At 66.2% G+C, this 15981-nt stretch carries 15 protein-coding genes; 6 read left to right on the top strand and 9 right to left on the bottom strand.

Annotation, left to right across the window (positions count from 1 at the left end):
* Window positions 1-145 precede the first annotated feature (145 nt).
* From folE2 to efp, 6 genes are all read right to left on the bottom strand, one after another.
* Window positions 146-1090, bottom strand: coding sequence for a GTP cyclohydrolase FolE2 (gene folE2 / locus G467_RS0105470; RefSeq protein WP_022968727.1), 945 nt, complete (start codon window positions 1088-1090; stop codon window positions 146-148).
* A gap of 101 nt (window positions 1091-1191) precedes the next feature.
* Complete coding sequence (locus tag G467_RS17380) at window positions 1192-1974, bottom strand: hypothetical protein (RefSeq protein ID WP_022968728.1); 783 nt, start codon at window positions 1972-1974, stop codon at window positions 1192-1194.
* 6 nt (window positions 1975-1980) lie between these two features.
* A complete protein-coding gene (gene gph, locus G467_RS15555; protein ID WP_022968729.1) occupies window positions 1981-2643 on the bottom strand; it encodes a phosphoglycolate phosphatase in 663 nt (220 codons plus the stop codon).
* 5 nt (window positions 2644-2648) lie between these two features.
* The gene (ubiG, locus tag G467_RS0105485; protein ID WP_022968730.1) at window positions 2649-3350 is read right to left on the bottom strand and encodes a bifunctional 2-polyprenyl-6-hydroxyphenol methylase/3-demethylubiquinol 3-O-methyltransferase UbiG; all 702 of its coding nucleotides are present in this window, start codon (window positions 3348-3350) and stop codon (window positions 2649-2651) included.
* The gene (locus G467_RS0105490; RefSeq protein ID WP_022968731.1) at window positions 3347-4690 is read right to left on the bottom strand and encodes a TRZ/ATZ family hydrolase; all 1344 of its coding nucleotides are present in this window, start codon (window positions 4688-4690) and stop codon (window positions 3347-3349) included. The genes ubiG and G467_RS0105490 overlap by 4 nt, the downstream gene beginning before the upstream one ends.
* A 23-nt stretch (window positions 4691-4713) precedes the next feature.
* Window positions 4714-5280 carry an elongation factor P gene (efp, locus tag G467_RS0105495; protein ID WP_022968732.1) on the bottom strand — a complete coding sequence of 189 codons (567 nt, stop codon included), beginning with the start codon at window positions 5278-5280 and terminating at the stop codon, window positions 4714-4716.
* Between the two features lie 98 nt (window positions 5281-5378).
* Between efp and epmB the strand changes: the two genes are divergently transcribed.
* Both epmB and G467_RS0105505 read left to right on the top strand, forming a co-directional pair.
* Complete coding sequence (gene epmB / locus G467_RS0105500) at window positions 5379-6383, top strand: EF-P beta-lysylation protein EpmB (RefSeq protein ID WP_022968733.1); 1005 nt, start codon at window positions 5379-5381, stop codon at window positions 6381-6383.
* Window positions 6384-6458: 75 nt separating this feature from the next.
* On the top strand, window positions 6459-8534 hold the full coding sequence (locus G467_RS0105505; protein ID WP_022968734.1) for an EAL domain-containing response regulator: 2076 nt from the start codon (window positions 6459-6461) through the stop codon (window positions 8532-8534).
* Window positions 8535-8612: 78 nt separating this feature from the next.
* Here the strand turns inward: G467_RS0105505 and htpX are convergent, their stop codons facing one another.
* Window positions 8613-9488: a protease HtpX gene (gene htpX, locus G467_RS0105510; RefSeq protein ID WP_022968735.1), complete on the bottom strand. Its 876-nt coding sequence runs from the start codon at window positions 9486-9488 to the stop codon at window positions 8613-8615.
* A 99-nt stretch (window positions 9489-9587) separates the two neighbouring features.
* Here htpX and gluQRS point away from each other — a divergent pair, with 99 nt between their 5' ends.
* The 3 genes from gluQRS (at window position 9588) to phbB (ending at window position 11870) form a co-directional block, all read left to right on the top strand.
* A complete protein-coding gene (gene gluQRS / locus G467_RS15560; protein ID WP_022968736.1) occupies window positions 9588-10496 on the top strand; it encodes a tRNA glutamyl-Q(34) synthetase GluQRS in 909 nt (302 codons plus the stop codon).
* Between the two features lie 115 nt (window positions 10497-10611).
* Entirely contained in the window at window positions 10612-11133 is a 522-nt protein-coding gene (phaR, locus tag G467_RS0105520; protein ID WP_022968737.1) for a polyhydroxyalkanoate synthesis repressor PhaR, read from the top strand.
* Window positions 11130-11870, top strand: coding sequence for an acetoacetyl-CoA reductase (gene phbB / locus G467_RS0105525; RefSeq protein ID WP_022968738.1), 741 nt, complete (start codon window positions 11130-11132; stop codon window positions 11868-11870). The genes phaR and phbB overlap by 4 nt, the downstream gene beginning before the upstream one ends.
* Before the next feature lie 16 nt (window positions 11871-11886).
* On the opposite strand, the gene G467_RS0105530 is transcribed toward phbB, so the two are convergent.
* Window positions 11887-12804 (bottom strand): M48 family metallopeptidase, encoded by a 918-nt coding sequence (locus tag G467_RS0105530; RefSeq protein WP_026802396.1) that lies wholly within the window; start codon window positions 12802-12804, stop codon window positions 11887-11889.
* A gap of 13 nt (window positions 12805-12817) precedes the next feature.
* Window positions 12818-14647: a formylglycine-generating enzyme family protein gene (locus G467_RS0105535; protein WP_022968740.1), complete on the bottom strand. Its 1830-nt coding sequence runs from the start codon at window positions 14645-14647 to the stop codon at window positions 12818-12820.
* Between the two features lie 68 nt (window positions 14648-14715).
* Between G467_RS0105535 and rnd the strand changes: the two genes are divergently transcribed.
* The gene (gene rnd / locus G467_RS0105540; RefSeq protein WP_022968741.1) at window positions 14716-15804 is read left to right on the top strand and encodes a ribonuclease D; all 1089 of its coding nucleotides are present in this window, start codon (window positions 14716-14718) and stop codon (window positions 15802-15804) included.
* The last annotated feature ends 177 nt before the right edge of the window (window positions 15805-15981 follow it).

Raw genomic sequence — 15981 nt, forward strand, 5'->3', positions numbered from 1 at the left:
GCTGCCCCTGCGTGTGTTGGTTTCGTGCAGTCTGCATGAACGCCGGGCGCAATAACAACGAAGGCCGGGCGATTGCCCGGCCTTCGTGTTTGATTTTCGTTATTCGCCGATGCCGATGCGAGGCAGCGGCACGATCGGACGCCGATCAGTACCCGCCGGCCACACCCTTGGTGGCGACAGCGACGGCGTTGTGCGCGTGCAGGCTTTCGAAATGCGTGGCGCGCACCCAAAAATCGGCGACGCGTTCGTCTTCATCGAGCGTCTTCTGCATGCGCCGCGCCGCGTCTTCGCAGAACATCAAATTCTGGCCGTTGAGACGCGCAAACGCCTGCTCGTCGACACGTTTCACCGCGGTCTGCACGGGCGTTTTCAGCGCCGCTTCGATGCGATCGATGATGTCGATGAACGGCAGGTTCTGGAACGACGGCACCAGCCGGACCTTGACCTCGGCCGTGCTGCGCTGGCTGTGCGGCGTCGCCATGATGCCCTGCTCGCTGCCCAGCCATTGCAGGACCGCGTCGTGGTCGAGCGGCGAGCCAGCGGCGAAATCTTCGCGGAAGCGTTCCTGGATCAACTGCCGCGCGAGCGCGGCCGAACACGGACACGTGCTCGAGTAGGTCACGTCCACACCGACCTCAAGCGAGAACTGGCCGCGGTCGAGCAAGGCGTTGACGCTGACCGGATACGACTTCCAGCCGGTGTTGTCGCTGACCAGGGCGGGACGGCGCACGAGATAGTCGAAATGGATCTGCAGCATCGCGCGGTCCGACAGATCGGCGTGCGAGTCGAGGAAATCCTTGAGCAGGCGACGGATGCTGCACGGCGACACCGGCTCCGACGACAGCGCCTTGTCGACGTGCAGGTACAGGCGCGACATGTGGATGCCGCGCGCTTCCGGACGCGTGAGATTGACGAAGGCGTTGACGCGCGCACCGCTGGTGATCGTCTGGCCATCCGCGCCGACGACGCCGACCGGCGCGTGGATCTCGCCCATGCCGACCCACTCGAGCGCGCCGGCGACCGACGGACGCGCCTCGTTGGCGATGTCGGGCAGGACGCGGGCCAGGTTTTCCTGGTTGATGGGGGCCATTGGCGCTCCGGGAAGAATTCGGCAGTGGAAGGTAAATGGGGACGGGTGCAGGGTACGTCAAGCGCTCCGACGGGGCCATGACGGCGCCGCAACAGCGTGTTTCAGGCATCGCGCGCGGCGCGCCAGGCGCGCCAGAGCGTTGCCGGCGGGAGCGGCTCGGAAAATCCCCGCCCGCTCGCCAACCGCGCCAGACGCGCCGCATCGAAGCGTCGGCGCCCGCGCCGGATCAATGCCGCCGGGCCCGGGCAGCGCGCGAGTTCGGTCGCCAGTTCCCCGGCCCAGTCGCGCAGCAGCGCCTCGCCCTGCCCCGCGGCAATCTGGCTGAGGCTCAGGCCATGGCGCGCGAGCAGATGCATCGGCAGCCGCGCCTGATCCTCGGCCGCGAGTCCTTGCGGCAATCGCTGCAGCAACCAATGGATGGCCAGCGCGCGCGCGGCCGGCTCCTTGCCGTCGACGGCGAACAACGCGGTTTCGACCGCGATGACGGCCCGCGCGAGCGGCAGAAGCGCCGCGATCGCTTCGGCGGTATCGGCCGGTCGCGACTCATCGCCAACCGCGTCGAGCAAGGCGCGCCCCAACGCCGGCCACGGTGCAGCCTGCGCGGAAAGCACCTCGGTCAGAGGATGACGATGCCGGCCCTGGCCCATGCCGATGAGTTCCTCGGCCCACCAGCCGCATTTCACGCCGGTCACGCGCGCATCGCTGAGCTCGAACAGCGCCTCGCGCAATTCATGCAACAACGCGCCCCAGGCCAGAAGCCGGTACTGCTCTTCCGGCGCGCAGAACACCGGCAGCACGCGCATCTCGGGCTCGCGCGCCTGCCACTTGCCCACGTAATGCGCGATGGCATCGACCGCGGGCACGGTGTCGGAAGAATCTGACATCGGAATTCAGCGAACGAGAATGCCGGGCGCAAGCAGGCCCGAGGGTTGCTCGACCAGGACATCGGCCTGCCAGGCCGACGGGTCTTCGTGCGCCTCGCGGTATCCCCACAGGGCCGCGATCGATTTCATGCCGGCATGACGCGCTGCGATGATGTCGCGCTCGTCGTCGCCGACATACACGGCGTCGGCGGCCTGCACGCCCAGGGTTTCGGCGGCGAGAAACAGCTGGTCGGGATCGGGTTTCTTGCGCGGCAGCGTGTCGCCGCCGATCAGGACCGCGCAACGCCGACTCCATTGCATCGTCGCGACGACTGCCTCCGCCAGATAGTGCGGCTTGTTGGTGACGATGCCCCAGCGGGCGCCGGCGCCTTCGATGGCGTGCAGGACGTCTTCGATACCGGCGAACGGCGTGCTGTGTTCGGCGACGGCCTGTGCATACACCTCAAGGAATGCCGGCACCAAGGCCTCGCGGGCGGCGGCATCGCGATCGGGGAACGCCACAGCAAGCATCGCCCGCGCGCCCTTGGACACGACGGGCCGGATCGCGGCGAGCGGCAAGGGCTCGCCGCCCTCGCGCCGCACGATGACGTTGAGCGCATTGAGCAGATCCACGGCACTGTCGACCAGGGTGCCATCGAGATCGAACAGCACCACGGGTGTGCAAACCATCAGGCTCACGCCTTCACCGCGCAGGCCAGGTAGTTGATGTCCGTGCGCCGGTTGACCCAGGCCTTGTGGCGCAGGGGATCGTAGGCCAGGCCGCTGACGTCCTCGAGGGCGAAACCGGCGTCACGCAGCCACGCGGACAACTCGGCCGGCCGGATGAAACTCTTGTAGTCGTGCGTACCGCGCGGCAACAGATTGGCGAGGTACTCGGCACCGACGATCGCAACCGCGAATGCCACCGGCGTGCGATTGAGCGTGGACACGAACAAGCGGCCCCCGGGCTTGAGCAGACGCGCGCAGGCGCGCAGCACGGACGCGGGATCGGGCACGTGCTCGAGCATTTCCATGCAGGTGATCGCGTCGAACGTGCCGGGCGCTTCCTCGGCCAAGGCTTCGACCGATTGCAGCTTGTAGTGCACGCTCAGGCCCGATTCGAGCAGGTGCAGCTTGGCGATTTCCACGAGCTCGGGCGCGAGATCGAGCGCGGTGACGTGCGCGCCTTCGCGCGCGAGTGCTTCGCTGAGCAGGCCGCCGCCGCAGCCGACGTCGAGCAGCTGCGCACCGCGCAGGCTCACGCGCTCGGCGACATAGCCCAGACGCGCGGGATTGAGTTCGTGCAAGGCGCGCTGCGGACCGTTTTCGTCCCACCAGCGGTTGGCGAGTTCGCCGAACTTGGTGATTTCGGCCTGACTGACGTTCACGGTGCTCATGACTGCTTCCCGATCGCGGCGATGCGCCGCTGCCACTGTCCGGCCTTGGCGCGCAGCGCGACCGAATCCATGTCGACGAGTTCGCCGTCGGCGAGCTTGCGCTGGCCGGCGATCCAGACATCGCGGACCTGATGCCGGCCGGTCGCGTACACCAGTTGCGAAATCACGTGATAGAGCGGTTGCGTTTCCAGTGCGTCCATCGACACCAGGCTCAGGTCGGCCTGCTTGCCGACGGTGATGCTGCCGATGCGGTCGTCCATGCCGATCGCCTTCGCACCGCCGAGGGTGGCAATGCGCAGGGCGCTGGCGGCGTCGAGCGCGGTCGCGTCCATCGCCACGCCCTTGGCCAGCAGCGCGGCGGTACGCATTTCGTCGAACATATCGAGATCGTTGTTGCTCGCGCAGCCGTCCGTGCCCAGGCCAATGTTGACGCCGGCGCGGCGCAGTTTCTCGATCGGGCTGAAACCCGAGGCGAGTTTGAGGTTGGATTGCGGGCAATGCAGGACCGAGGTGCCGCGTTCGGCGCACAAGGCGATTTCCGCGTCGGTCAGCTGGGTCATGTGCACGGCGATCAGGCGTTCGTTGACCAGGCCCAGACGATCCAGGCGCGCGAGCGGGCGCTGGCCGTGCTGCTTGATGGAATCCTCGATTTCCTGCGCGGTTTCATGCACATGGCAATGCACGGGCACGTCCAGCTGTTCGGCGAGCATGCGGATGCGCTCGAAACTCGCATCGCCTACCGTGTACGGCGCATGCGGCGCGAACGACAGGCGCACGAGGGAATCGCGCCGGTAGTTGTCGTGGACTTCCAGGCCCTTGTCGAAGTATTCGGCTGTGCTCGCGGCCCAGGCCGACGGGAACTCGATGACCGGCAGGCCGACCAGCGCGCGAAAGCCGAGGCGGCGATAGGTCGCGGCCTGGGCATCGGGGAAGAAATAGCTTTCGTTGCAGCAGGTGGTACCGCCGCGAAGCATCTCCGCGACCGCGAGCTCGCAACCGTCGGCGACGAATTCCGGACTCATCACCGAGGCCTCGATCGGCCAGACGTGTTCGGTGAGCCAGGGCATCAGCGGCAGATCGTCCGCAACGCCGCGCATGAGCGTCATCGGATTGTGCGTGTGGGCATTGACCAGGCCGGGAATCAACGCGGCCTCGGGCCGGCTGACGGTCTGGGCGGGTGCGTAAGTCGCGCGCGCTTCGGCGCGCGGCAGCACGGCGATGATCGCGCCGCCGGAAACAGCGACGGCGTGGTCGGTGAGGACCACGCCGTGCGGTTCGACGGGCACCACCCAGCCGGCTTCGATCAGGAGATCACAGGGCAGCAGGGGGTCGTCGGTCATCAAATTTTTCCGTGGCAGGGGGCTTACTTCACGCGGCTGACGTATTCGCCGGTGCGCGTGTCGACCTTGATGATTTCGTCCTGGCCGACGAACAGCGGCACGCGGACCACGGCACCGGTTTCGAGCTTGGCCGGCTTGCCGCCGCCGCCCGAGGTGTCGCCGCGCACGCCCGGATCGGTCTCGACGATCTTGAGCTCGACGAAGTTCGGCGCCTGCACGGCGATCGGCGTGCCGTTCCACAGCGTGACCACGCAGGGCTCTTCGCCCTTGAGCCAGTTCTTGGTCTCGCCCACGCCCGTGGCGTCGGCCTGGACCTGCTCGAAGGTTTCCTGCTGCATGAAGTGCCAGTACTCGCCGTCGCTGTAGAGGAACTGCATGTCCGTGTCCATGACGTCGGCGGCCTCGAGGTTGTCGGTGGCCTTCATCGTCAGTTCGACCACGCGGCCGGTCTTGATGAAGCGGTACTTCACGCGGGTAAAGGCCTGGCCCTTGCCCGGCTTGACGTATTCGGTGTCGGTGATGACGCACGGCTCGCTGTTGACGATGATCTTCATGCCGTTCTTGACGTCGTTCATGCCGTAGCTGGCCATGGGTAAAGCTCCTGAAAAACCGCGCCGCTGATGCCATCGCTGGCGGCGGCTACAATAGATGGACGAATCGGGGCCAACCGGCCCTGCGCTAGCCCGCCATGATAACCGCCCCAACCCCCACTCCCCAAGCCAAGTCCTGGCAGCTGCACTGGCGCGAGGCCGTCCGCGATCCGCGCGAGCTCCTGCGCCTGCTCGGCCTGGATGCCGAAGCGGCCCGGATTTCCGAGACGGCCGCGGCCCAGTTCCCGCTGCGGGTCCCGCGCGGCTTCGTAGCCCGCATGCAGCCCGGCGACCTGGGCGACCCCCTGCTGCGGCAGGTCCTCCCGGTCGTCGATGAAGACCGCCTCGTGGCCGGCTTCGACCTAGACGCGGTGGGCGACGCGGCCGCGCGCGGCGCGACCGGCCTCATCCATAAATACGAAGGCCGCGCGTTGCTGATCGCGACCGGCAGCTGCGCCGTGCACTGCCGCTACTGTTTCCGGCGGCACTTCCCCTACGGCGAAGAAACCGCCGCAGCGAACCACTGGCAGGCCGCCCTCGACTACCTGCGCGCCGATCCGGGTATCAGCGAGGTGCTGCTCTCGGGCGGCGACCCCCTGTCCCTGGCGACGGGCAAACTCGCCGAACTCACCGATGCCCTCAGGACCCTGCCCCAGATCCGCCGTCTGCGCCTGCATACGCGCCTGCCCGTGGTCCTGCCCGAGCGCATCGACGAGGAACTGCTGACCTGGCTGGCGCGACTGCCCTGGCCGGTGGTCGTGGTCATCCACGCCAACCACGCCCGCGAGATCGACGCCTCGGTCGGCCAGGCGGTGGCCGCGCTGCGCCGCACCGGCGCGACCGTGCTCAACCAGGCCGTGCTGCTGCGTGGAATCAACGACGAGGCCGGCCGCCTCGCCGAGCTGTCCGAGCGCCTGTTCGAGATCGGCGTGCTGCCCTACTACCTGCATCAGCTCGACCGCGTCGCGGGCGCGGCCCATTTCGAAGTCGACGATGCCACGGCGATCGCACTGCATCGTGAACTCATGACCCGGCTTCCGGGCTATCTTGTCCCCCGGCTGGTCCGGGAAATTCCCGGCGAGGCCAGCAAGACCCCGGTGTGATTGGCTTTCGCCCACATGCTTCTGGTATTGTTGAAAGCCCACGTGCAAGTCCTTGAACAATAAGGAGTGCCATAGATGGCACAGCAGGACGCAGTGATCCGCCTGCTTTTGGTCGAAGACCAGCTGGAAGACGCTGAACACCTCATCAGCATGCTGCGCAATGGCGGCATGGCAATCCGTCCGCAACGTCCTGAATCCTCGGACGAGCTCGATGCGCTGCTCGCCAACCAGAGCATCGACGTCGTGCTGGCCGGCTATACGGCCAAGTACATCGATTTCACCAGCGTCGCCAAGCGCGTCGAAGCCACCGGCAAGGATATTCCGGTGCTCGCGTCGACGGTCGCGCTGGATGAGGCCACCGTGCTCGGCGCCATCGCCGCCGGTGCCCGCGACGTCGCCCTGCGCACCAAACCCGAACATGTCCAGTTCGTCGTGCGCAACGAATTCAACGCCCTGCTCGCCCGCCGCGGCCTTCGCCACATCGAAGCGGCCCTGCGCGAGACCGAGCGCCGCTGCGACGCGCTGATTTCCTCGTCGCGCGATCCGATCGCCTACGTGCACGAAGGCATGCATATCCGCGCGAACCAGGCCTATCTGGAAATGTTCGGTTTCGAAGGCTTCGACGAGATCGAGGGCCTGTCGGTGCTGGATCTCATCGCACCGGCCAACGCCGATACGTTCAAACAGTTGCTCAAGAAGATCAGCAAGGGCGAAGCGCCGCCGCGCCAGCTGGAAATCGGCGCGCAGCGCGTGGACGGCAGCAAATTCGACGCCGTCATGGAGTTCACGCCGGCGACTTACGAAGGCGAATCCTGCCTGCAGATCGTGTTCCGCCAGCAGACCGTCGATGCCAACATGGCCGCCGAGCTGGACAATCTGCGCCAGCGCGATCCGCTGACCAGTCTGTACAACCGCCAGTACTTCATGACCGAAGTCGAGACCGCGGTCGCCGCCGCCGCCGACGGCAAGGGCAAGCAGTCGCTGCTGCTGGTCGAGCCGGACAACTACGAAGCGCGCGTCGACGAAATCGGCCTGGCATTGGCCGACGATCTGCTCAAGGAGATCGCCAAGCGCCTGTCGGCGAACCTCGAAGGTGAGCCCGTCGTCGCCCGCTTCAGCGATCACACGTTCGCCGTGCTCTGCCACGATCACGACCACAAGCAGACCCAGGCGCAGGCCGAGCGCATCCGCGCCGCCTTCGACGGCCACGTGCTGGACCTGGGCAAGCAGTCGATCACGATGACCGTGAGCATCGGCGGCGTGCAAATCGGCGAGAAGATCGCCAGCGTTCCGCAGGTACTGGGCAAATCCAATCAGTGCCTGCAATCGGCCGAAGGCGTGGGCGGCAACCGCATCGAGATCTTCGATCCGGCCGCACGCGACCGCGCCGAGGAAGAACGCCTGCAGGCCTGGGTGCAGCGCATCAAGGAAGCTCTCAGCGAAGACCAGTTCGTGCTCAATTTCCAGCCGATGATCAGCCTCACCGGCGATCCGGCGGAAAACTACGAAGTGCTCGTGCGCATGAAGGCCCCGTCCGGCGAAATCGTCTCGCCCGACCAGTTCATGCCCATCGCCGAGGAACATGGCCTGCTTACCGACATCGATCGCTGGGTCATCGGCCGCACGATCGCGTTGCTCGCCGAGCGCAAGAAGGCCGACAAAGACACGACGCTGTACGTGAAGCTCACCCCGGCCTCGCTGGCCGAAGGCGATCTGCACAACTTCATCAGCACCCAGCTCAAGGCGAACGGCGTCACCGGCGACAAACTGGTGCTGCAGCTGCCGGAATCGAAGATCTACACGCATCTGCGCCCGCTGCAGGCGTTCCAGAAGATCGTCGGCGCGTTCGGCGTGCGTCTGTGCCTGGAGCAGTTCGGCACCAGCCTCAACTCGTTCCAGATGCTGTCGCATTTCGACCCGGCGATCCTCAAGATCGACCGCAGCTTCATCCTCGAGCTTGCCAAGAACGCCGACAGCCAGAAGAAGGTGCGCGAGTTCGCCGAGGAAGCGCGCAAGCGCGGCAAGATGACCATCGCCGAGTTCGTGTCCGACGCCGGCAGCATGACCGTGCTGTTCTCGATCGGCGTGGATCTGGTGCAGGGCAACTTCCTTGCGCCACCGGCACCGACGATGAACTACGAGTTCGGCTGAGCGACGCCCCGCGGCGTTCCATCCGGACAGAAAAAACCCGCCGAAAGGCGGGTTTTTTCGTTACAGCGCACGCAAACCTCAGGATTCGCGCAGCTTCTGGATGCGCACTTCCAGCGGCGGGTGACTCATGAAGAGCCCCTGCACGCCGCGCGCGATGCTGCCGGAAATACCGAAGGCACTGATCGCCGTCGGCAAGGCCGCCGCCTGGCCGTGATTGAGCGCCAGACGCTCCAGCGCCGCGATCATCTTTTCCTTGCCGGCCAGACGGGCACCGCCGGCATCGGCGTGGAATTCGCGCCAGCGGCTGAACCACATGACCACGATCTGGGCGAGCAGGCCGAACGCGATATTCAGCAAGGTCACGATCAGAATGTAGGCCAGGCCACCGCCCTCACGATTACCGAAGATGGCCGAGTCGATGATGCGGCCGACCACGCGCGACAACACGATCACGAAGGTGTTCAGCACACCCTGGATCAGCGCCATCGTCACCATGTCGCCGTTGGCTGCGTGGCTGATTTCGTGTCCGAGCACCGCTTCGGCTTCATCACGACTCATCGATCGCAGCAGGCCGGTCGACACCGCGACCAGCGAATTGTTGCGGCTCGGTCCAGTCGCGAAGGCATTGATGTCGGGGGCATCGTAGATGCCGACCTCCGGCATCTTGATGCCGGCCGCGTCGGCTTGGCGGCGCACCGTCGACACCAGCCACTGCTCGAGCTCGTTGCTCGGCTGCTCGATCACGTGCATGCCGGTCGAGCGCTTGGCGACCCATTTGGAGATGAGCAGCGAAATCATCGCGCCGCCAAAGCCAGCCAGCGTGGCGATGACCAGGGTGATCCCGGTATTGCCCAGCCGGATGCCGAAGTAACCCTCCAGCACCATGAGCACCAAATTCAGCAGGACGATGACCGCCAGGTTGGTGGCCAGGAACAGACCGATTCGCTTGAACATGCATTTTCTCCGTGCCGGCGCAGGGCCGGCGTCAAGGCAACAGATGGAGCAGTTCCCTGCTAAATTCAAGATGATACCCATCTCGCCAGGCATTGCCTCTTGAGTCCGCCCGCCGTCGTCTCGCCCTACCGCGGCCGCTTCGCGCCCTCGCCCACCGGCCCCCTGCATCTGGGCTCGCTTCTCGCGGCGCTGGGCAGCTGGCTCATCGCGCGTCATCACAACGGTGAATGGCTGTTGCGCGTGGAGGACATCGATCCGCCGCGTGAAGTCGCCGGCGCCGCAAGCGAGCAGATCCGCGTGCTGGAGGCGTTCGGCCTGGTGTCCGACCACCCCGTCGTCTGGCAGAGCCGGCGCAGCGATCTGTACGCCGCCGCCCTGCGCCGCCTGCTCGATCAGGGCGACGCGTTCACCTGCCGGTGCAGCCGCAGCGACCTGATGGCGAGCGATGGCCTGCATCGGCAATGCGTCGCGCATCCTTCCGGACGCGTGCACGCCTATCGACTGCGCGTACCGGACGCGACGCTCGGCTTCGACGATCGCCTGCGCGGCCGGTACGAACAATCGCTGCGCCAGCAGGTCGGCGATGTCGTGCTCAAACGTGCGGACGGGCTCTGGGCCTACCAGCTGGCCGTCGTGGTCGATGACGGCGAACAGGGCATCACTGACGTCGTGCGCGGCGCCGACCTGCTCGACTCCACGCCGCGGCAGATCCTGCTGCAGCAGCGGCTCGGCTTGCCCACGCCGACCTATGCGCACCTGCCCCTGCTGCTGGATGAAAAAGGCAGCAAATTGAGCAAGTCGACAGCGAGTCTGCCCGTCGATCCGGACGATCCCTTGCCGGCCTTGCGCCTGGTCTACGGTGCGCTCGGGCAGCCGACAGCAGCACTAGGCACCGGGCAAACCACCAGCGTGCTCCAACGCGCGCTGGCAAGCTTTGATCCGGCTCTCATTCCTGCCAAGGAACGGCGTGTTATCGACCTTCACCCGGGCGCCTTTCCATACGCCTGATCGTGCTTAGCGGCTGTGCAGAATAATCACCACCCGTGCGCTTGCAAGCGGCCTGTCGACAGGCGATGCTCAGCCTCTTCGCGGCCGTCTTTTGCGGCTGCATTCCGGGGTGGTCATGTCACAAGTACGCATCATCAAGAAGTATCCGAATCGTCGTCTTTACGACACCGAGATATCGAGTTACGTCACGTTGGAGGATCTTCGCCAACTGATCGTCGACGGCGAAAGCATCGAAGTGCGCGACGCACGCAGCGGCAACGACCTGACGCGATCGGTCCTGCTGCAAATCATCGCCGAGCATGAGGATATCGGTCAGCCGATTTTCTCGACCTTGCTGCTCAGTCAACTCATTCGCCTGTACGGCGATTCGTTGCAGGGCGTCATTGGAAGTTATCTCGAGCGCAGCCTGCAATCGTTCAACGAACAGCAGCAGCAGATCCGCGGCCATCTCGGCAGCCTGATGGGCCAGACGCCGTGGTCGCTGATCAACCAGATCACCGAGCGCAACATGGAAATCTGGAAGGGCGTGCAGCAGGGCCTGATGAACGGCCTGTCGACGCCGCCGGAAAAACCCAAGGCGACGGTCAAACCCGTGGCCAAGCCGCGTAGCCGCGCGCGGGTCAGCGTCAGGCAATGAATCATCGCGTCGCGCTGGTCACCGGCGGCCTGGGCGGTATCGGAACGCAGATCTGCCGGCGACTGGCCGGCGACGGTCTGCGCGTGATCGCCGCCGACCTGGCGACGGATGCCGCACGTCGCCAGGGTTTTTTCGACGCCCTGGCGGGGCTCGACGTGCACGTCGAAACGGTCGATGTCAGCAGTTACGACGACTGCGCGGCCCTGGTGCAGCGTATCGAAGCCACGCATGGCCCGATCGACGTGCTGATCAACGGCGCCGGCATCACCCGCGACGCCAGCTTCCGCAAGATGACGCAGGAGCAGTGGAATGCCGTGCTCGGCGTCAACCTCGACAGCGCCTTCAACCTGTGCAAACAGGTTGTCGACGGCATGTGCGAGCGCGGCCGCGGCCGCATCGTCAACATCAGCTCGATCGTCGGCCAGGCTGGCGCGTTCGGACAGGTCAACTACGCGGCGGCGAAAGCCGGCATGCACGGATTGACCATGGCGCTGGCGCGGGAAGTCGCGCGCAAGGGCGTGACGGTGAACAGCATCAGCCCGGGCTACATCCAGACGGCGATGACCGCCGCGATTCCCGACGAGGTCCGGAATCAAATGATCGCCAACATTCCGATGGGACGCATGGGGCAGCCGGACGACATCGCGCAGGCGGTCGCCTTTCTGTGCAGTGACGCGGCGTCCTACCTGACCGGCGTGAACCTGCCGGTCAACGGCGGGCTGTTCATCAGCTTCTAGACGGCGCGGAAGCGGTCTAGCGCGCGGGCGGCTGGCCCTGGCAATACTTCGCGTAGAACTGCTCGGCCTTCGGCATCAGCGTCTGCAGATGCTGGATGCGGTTGGCCGGATCGGGATGCGTCGAGGCGAATTCAGGCGGACGCTGGCCGCCGGATTGCTCGGACATGCGCTCCCACAAACCGATCGCCTCATGCGGATTGAAACAGGCGGCCGCCGCGAGCATCAGACCCACTTCGTCGGCCTGCGATTCGTGATCGCGCGAAAACGGCAGCAGCACGCCGTACTGCGTGCCCGCGCCGAGCGCCGACATCACCATCTGCTGTTGTTGCGGATCCATGTCGCCGACCGCGACGCCGGCGGCCATCTGGCCGAGCTGCACGAGCTTCTGCTGTGCCATGCGCTGCGAGCCGTGACGCAGCAGGGCGTGGGCGATCTCGTGGCCCATGACCACGGCCATCGCATCCTGGTTCTGCGCGACCGGAATCAGGCCGGTATACACCGCCATCTTGCCGCCGGGCAGGCAGAAGGCATTGGCCTGGTCGGACTGGATCACACTGACATCCCACTGGAAGCTGTCAGCGATGTGCTGCGGTTCGGCGCCGTTGGCCTTGGCCAGATCGTTTTCGACGTCGTTTGCCCGCGCCTCGAGCCGCGCCGCGATCGCCTTGATCTGCCGCGAGGCTTCGGCGGAGGAATCGAGCACCGGTTCCTGGCTCAATACTTCGTTGTAGGCCTGCAGGCCGAGCATCGCTTCCTCTTCGATCGAGGTGTCGATCATCGCCTTGTTGCCGGTGTACGGGTCGATCGTCTGATTCGAAAAGTAGTAATAGAGCGCGTACGCGCCGAACAGCAGAATGACCCACCAGCGCAGGCCGCCGCGCCGCTGTCCGCCGCTCGCGTAGCTCGATTGCTGGCTCGTCGGGTCCATGCGCATGCTGCTTCTCCGCTCAGAGTTCGCGTACGACCCGGAATCCGAGTCGCGCGCCGGTGGTATCGGCGTCCATCGGCAGTCTAAACGCCGATCGTGCCTGATCCAAGGAACTGCCCCAGGAAGCGCCGCGCACCACGCGCTGCTCGCAACCGGGGTTCACCCAGGCGCTGCCGTCGACGGGCGCGCGCTGGTAGCTTTCGTGCCAGCAATCGAGCGTCCATTCCGACAGATTGCCGGTGAGATCGAACGCGCCGAATTTCTCCGGCGGGAAACTGCGCACCGGCGCCGCGCCCCAATAACCGTCGCGATAGCTCGGAATCGCATTCGCCCACCGGCGACCGCTGCGCGAGACGTCGCCTTCGCCGGTCAGATTGCCGACCAGACGATCGGGTGCGCCGGCGCCCCAGGGATAGGCTGTCTTGCTGCCGCCGCGCAGCACATATTCGAACTCCGCCTCGCTCGGCAAACGGTAACGCTGACCGGTCTGCTTGCTCAGCCAGGCGGCAAACGCCTGCGCGTCTTCGAAAGCGACATGCATCACCGGTAAGTTCGGCGCCGCCGGTCGGCCGATATGGTCGCGCCGCCAGTCGACGCCCTCGTGTTCGCTCATCAGGCCGCCTTTTTCGTCGTAAACGGTCGAGCGGCCCGTGCGCGAAGCGAGCGGACGATAGCCGCTGGCGACGATGAAACGCCGGAATTCGGCGACGGTGACTTCGCTGCGCGCGATCGCGAATCCACGCGCGAACACCACCGCATGCACCGGATTCTCGTTCGCGGTGCGCTCGGCCTCGTCCTCGGGCGAGCCCATGTCGAAGCGGCCGTAGGGAACAACCACCATTTCCGGACCGCGACCGCCGCTTGCCAGGGTTTCGGCAAAGGCCTGTGCGGGTTTGAACGGGCCGTAGTGGCGCGCCAGATGGATGCGCTCGCGAAGGGCCTCGACGGCAGCCGGTTGCGCGGCGATCCGCGCCAGATGCGCGAGCGTTTCGTCAGCCTGATCCAGGGCGAGTTTGTCGACCGCGGCATTGCCCTGGTCGATCAACGCGCCGGTGAGCGCCTGGCGCAATTCGACGATGCGCATATCCATGACGGCGGTTTGCGGCGCGCCCGGCAGCACGCGCTGCGCTTCGAGCAGATAGCCATCCGCCGCCTCGAAATCCTCGGCGCTGGCGGCTTTCCAGGCCAGACGCAGGCGCTCCTCGTGCAGTCGCGCCAAGGCCTGCCGCGCCGGCGCGTAGTCGGGCAAGGCCTTCAGCGCACGCTGCAACAGGTCGCGCGCGCTCTTGCCCGCGGGCTCGAGCACATGACCTTTTTCGGCTTCCTGCTGCGCACGGGCGATCAGGGCGTCGGCGCCATGCGCCTGCGCGAGCGTCTTGCGATACGGCGCCAGCAGCGGCGCCTCGGGCGAGGTGGCGATGGCCATCGCCTCGATGCGCTCGGCCTGCTTCAGATCGCCGGCGGCGATGCGCAGCGCGCCCTCCGCGAGCAGGGCCTCGACTGTCGTCTGCAGACCTTTTTTTGCCTCTTCGTTGGCCGGCTCCAGCCGCGACACCACCCAATACAATTCCAGCGCACCCGGACCGGGACTGCTGCCCCGCTCCAGCTGGCCGCGGGCCAGCGCCTGGCGGGCCAGGGCCAGGGTCTGTGCGACCTGTCCAGGTTCGACCGTCGGCAGATTCGGCACCCAAGCCGGCGGCGCGACAGCCGGACCGTCGCTGAGCGTAAGGTCGACCTCGGCGTCGGGAGCGGTGCGGGGCGGTGCTTCGGCCGGTGCACGCGAATCGCTGCAGGCGGACAGGAAGCAACACAGCACCAGACACGTGGTCAGCAATCGCAGCCGGGTCATCGACACGCCTTGGCCCGTTGAGAGGTTCCGTAGGCTAACCTGTGCGCTTTGGGCAATCAAAGGACACCGTGAGCGACTGGATCGATACGCCCGAGGCGCTGCGCGCCCGGCTTCAGGCCTGGGGCAACCCGGAAATCGTCGCCCTGGACACGGAGTTCATCCGCGAGCGCACCTACTATCCGCAGCTCGCCCTGGTGCAGCTGGCGATCCCCGGCGAGGTCCTGCTGGTCGATCCGCTGGCGCCCGGCGTCGCGGAGGCGTTGCGGCCGCTGCTGATCGATCCGTCGATCATCAAACTCATGCACAGCGCCAGCGAAGACCTGCAGGCCCTGTCGCGCGGCTGCGGTGTCCTGCCCTCGCCGCTGTTCGATACCCAGGTCGCCGCCGCGATGGGCGGTTTCGGTGCCGGGCTGGGCTACCAGAAACTCGTGGAACAGATGACGGGCGTGACGCTGGAAAAAGGCGAGACGCGCTCGGATTGGCTGCGCCGCCCCTTGTCGGAATCGCAGCTCAAGTACGCCGCCGACGACGTGCTGTATCTGCACGCCGCGCACACGGTACTCGCGGCGAAACTCGCCGAACTTGGCCGCTCCGCCTGGCTGCAGGCCGATTGCGAACGCGCGATCCGCAACGCCGGCAGCGACGCCGACGACGTGCATCCGCACCTGGCCGTGCGCAGCGCGCAGATGCTCGATGCCGACGGTCAGGCGCGCCTGTGCCGCCTGCTGCGCTGGCGCGATGTCGAAGCGCGGCGTTCGGACAAACCCAAGAGCTGGATTCTCGACAACGAACTCGCGGTCGCGCTGAGCCGGCGCGTCCCCGACGATATCCATCGTTTCAATGAATTCCTCGACCGCAATCCGAAAGCGCCGCGCAAATCGCGGCGGGAATTGTTCGCCCTGCTCAGCGAACCGCTGACCGAGGCCGAACGCGCGATCCCGCTCAACCGCAGCGGCGAGAACCTCGACAAGCAGCGCCTGAAGGCGATGCAGGAAGCAGTCGCCGCCGTGGCCCTGCCGCTGGAACTGCCCGAAGGCCTCTTGTGCGCGCGCAAGCATCTCGAAGCCCTGCTCGAAGGCCGCGGCTGGCCGCCGGCGCTCGAAGGCTGGCGCCGCGATCTGCTCGAACCGGTGCTCGCGCCCCTGATCCCGGCTTGACAGGGGCCCGTGCCATCGGTTCCACTCGGGTCATGACCTTCCGCACCACGACGACTATTACCACCTCCACTACCGGTACCCGGTCGGTGCGGTGGCTCGTTCGCGGATAAGTTTCTCTTCGCAAACCCTGGCCCCGCACCTCGTCGAGGATGCGGACGCGCCCAGCCCCCTTCCCGA

It is taken from the genome of Arenimonas oryziterrae DSM 21050 = YC6267, from assembly GCF_000420545.1.
Taxonomy (GTDB): domain Bacteria; phylum Pseudomonadota; class Gammaproteobacteria; order Xanthomonadales; family Xanthomonadaceae; genus Arenimonas; species Arenimonas oryziterrae.

What these genes read in the sequence shown, in the direction of transcription:
- folE2 (WP_022968727.1), bottom strand. Translation starts at nt 1,090, where the DNA reads ATGGCCCCCATCAACCAGGAAAACCTGGCCCGCGTCCTGCCCGACATC.
- G467_RS0105530 (WP_026802396.1), bottom strand. Translation starts at nt 12,804, where the DNA reads ATGCGCATGGACCCGACGAGCCAGCAATCGAGCTACGCGAGCGGCGGA.
- G467_RS0105505 (WP_022968734.1), top strand. Translation starts at nt 6,459, where the DNA reads ATGGCACAGCAGGACGCAGTGATCCGCCTGCTTTTGGTCGAAGACCAG.
- htpX (WP_022968735.1), bottom strand. Translation starts at nt 9,488, where the DNA reads ATGTTCAAGCGAATCGGTCTGTTCCTGGCCACCAACCTGGCGGTCATC.
- ubiG (WP_022968730.1), bottom strand. Translation starts at nt 3,350, where the DNA reads ATGAGCACCGTGAACGTCAGTCAGGCCGAAATCACCAAGTTCGGCGAA.
- epmB (WP_022968733.1), top strand. Translation starts at nt 5,379, where the DNA reads ATGATAACCGCCCCAACCCCCACTCCCCAAGCCAAGTCCTGGCAGCTG.
- efp (WP_022968732.1), bottom strand. Translation starts at nt 5,280, where the DNA reads ATGGCCAGCTACGGCATGAACGACGTCAAGAACGGCATGAAGATCATC.
- phbB (WP_022968738.1), top strand. Translation starts at nt 11,130, where the DNA reads ATGAATCATCGCGTCGCGCTGGTCACCGGCGGCCTGGGCGGTATCGGA.
- G467_RS0105535 (WP_022968740.1), bottom strand. Translation starts at nt 14,647, where the DNA reads ATGACCCGGCTGCGATTGCTGACCACGTGTCTGGTGCTGTGTTGCTTC.
- G467_RS0105490 (WP_022968731.1), bottom strand. Translation starts at nt 4,690, where the DNA reads ATGACCGACGACCCCCTGCTGCCCTGTGATCTCCTGATCGAAGCCGGC.
- gph (WP_022968729.1), bottom strand. Translation starts at nt 2,643, where the DNA reads ATGGTTTGCACACCCGTGGTGCTGTTCGATCTCGATGGCACCCTGGTC.
- phaR (WP_022968737.1), top strand. Translation starts at nt 10,612, where the DNA reads ATGTCACAAGTACGCATCATCAAGAAGTATCCGAATCGTCGTCTTTAC.
- G467_RS17380 (WP_022968728.1), bottom strand. Translation starts at nt 1,974, where the DNA reads ATGTCAGATTCTTCCGACACCGTGCCCGCGGTCGATGCCATCGCGCAT.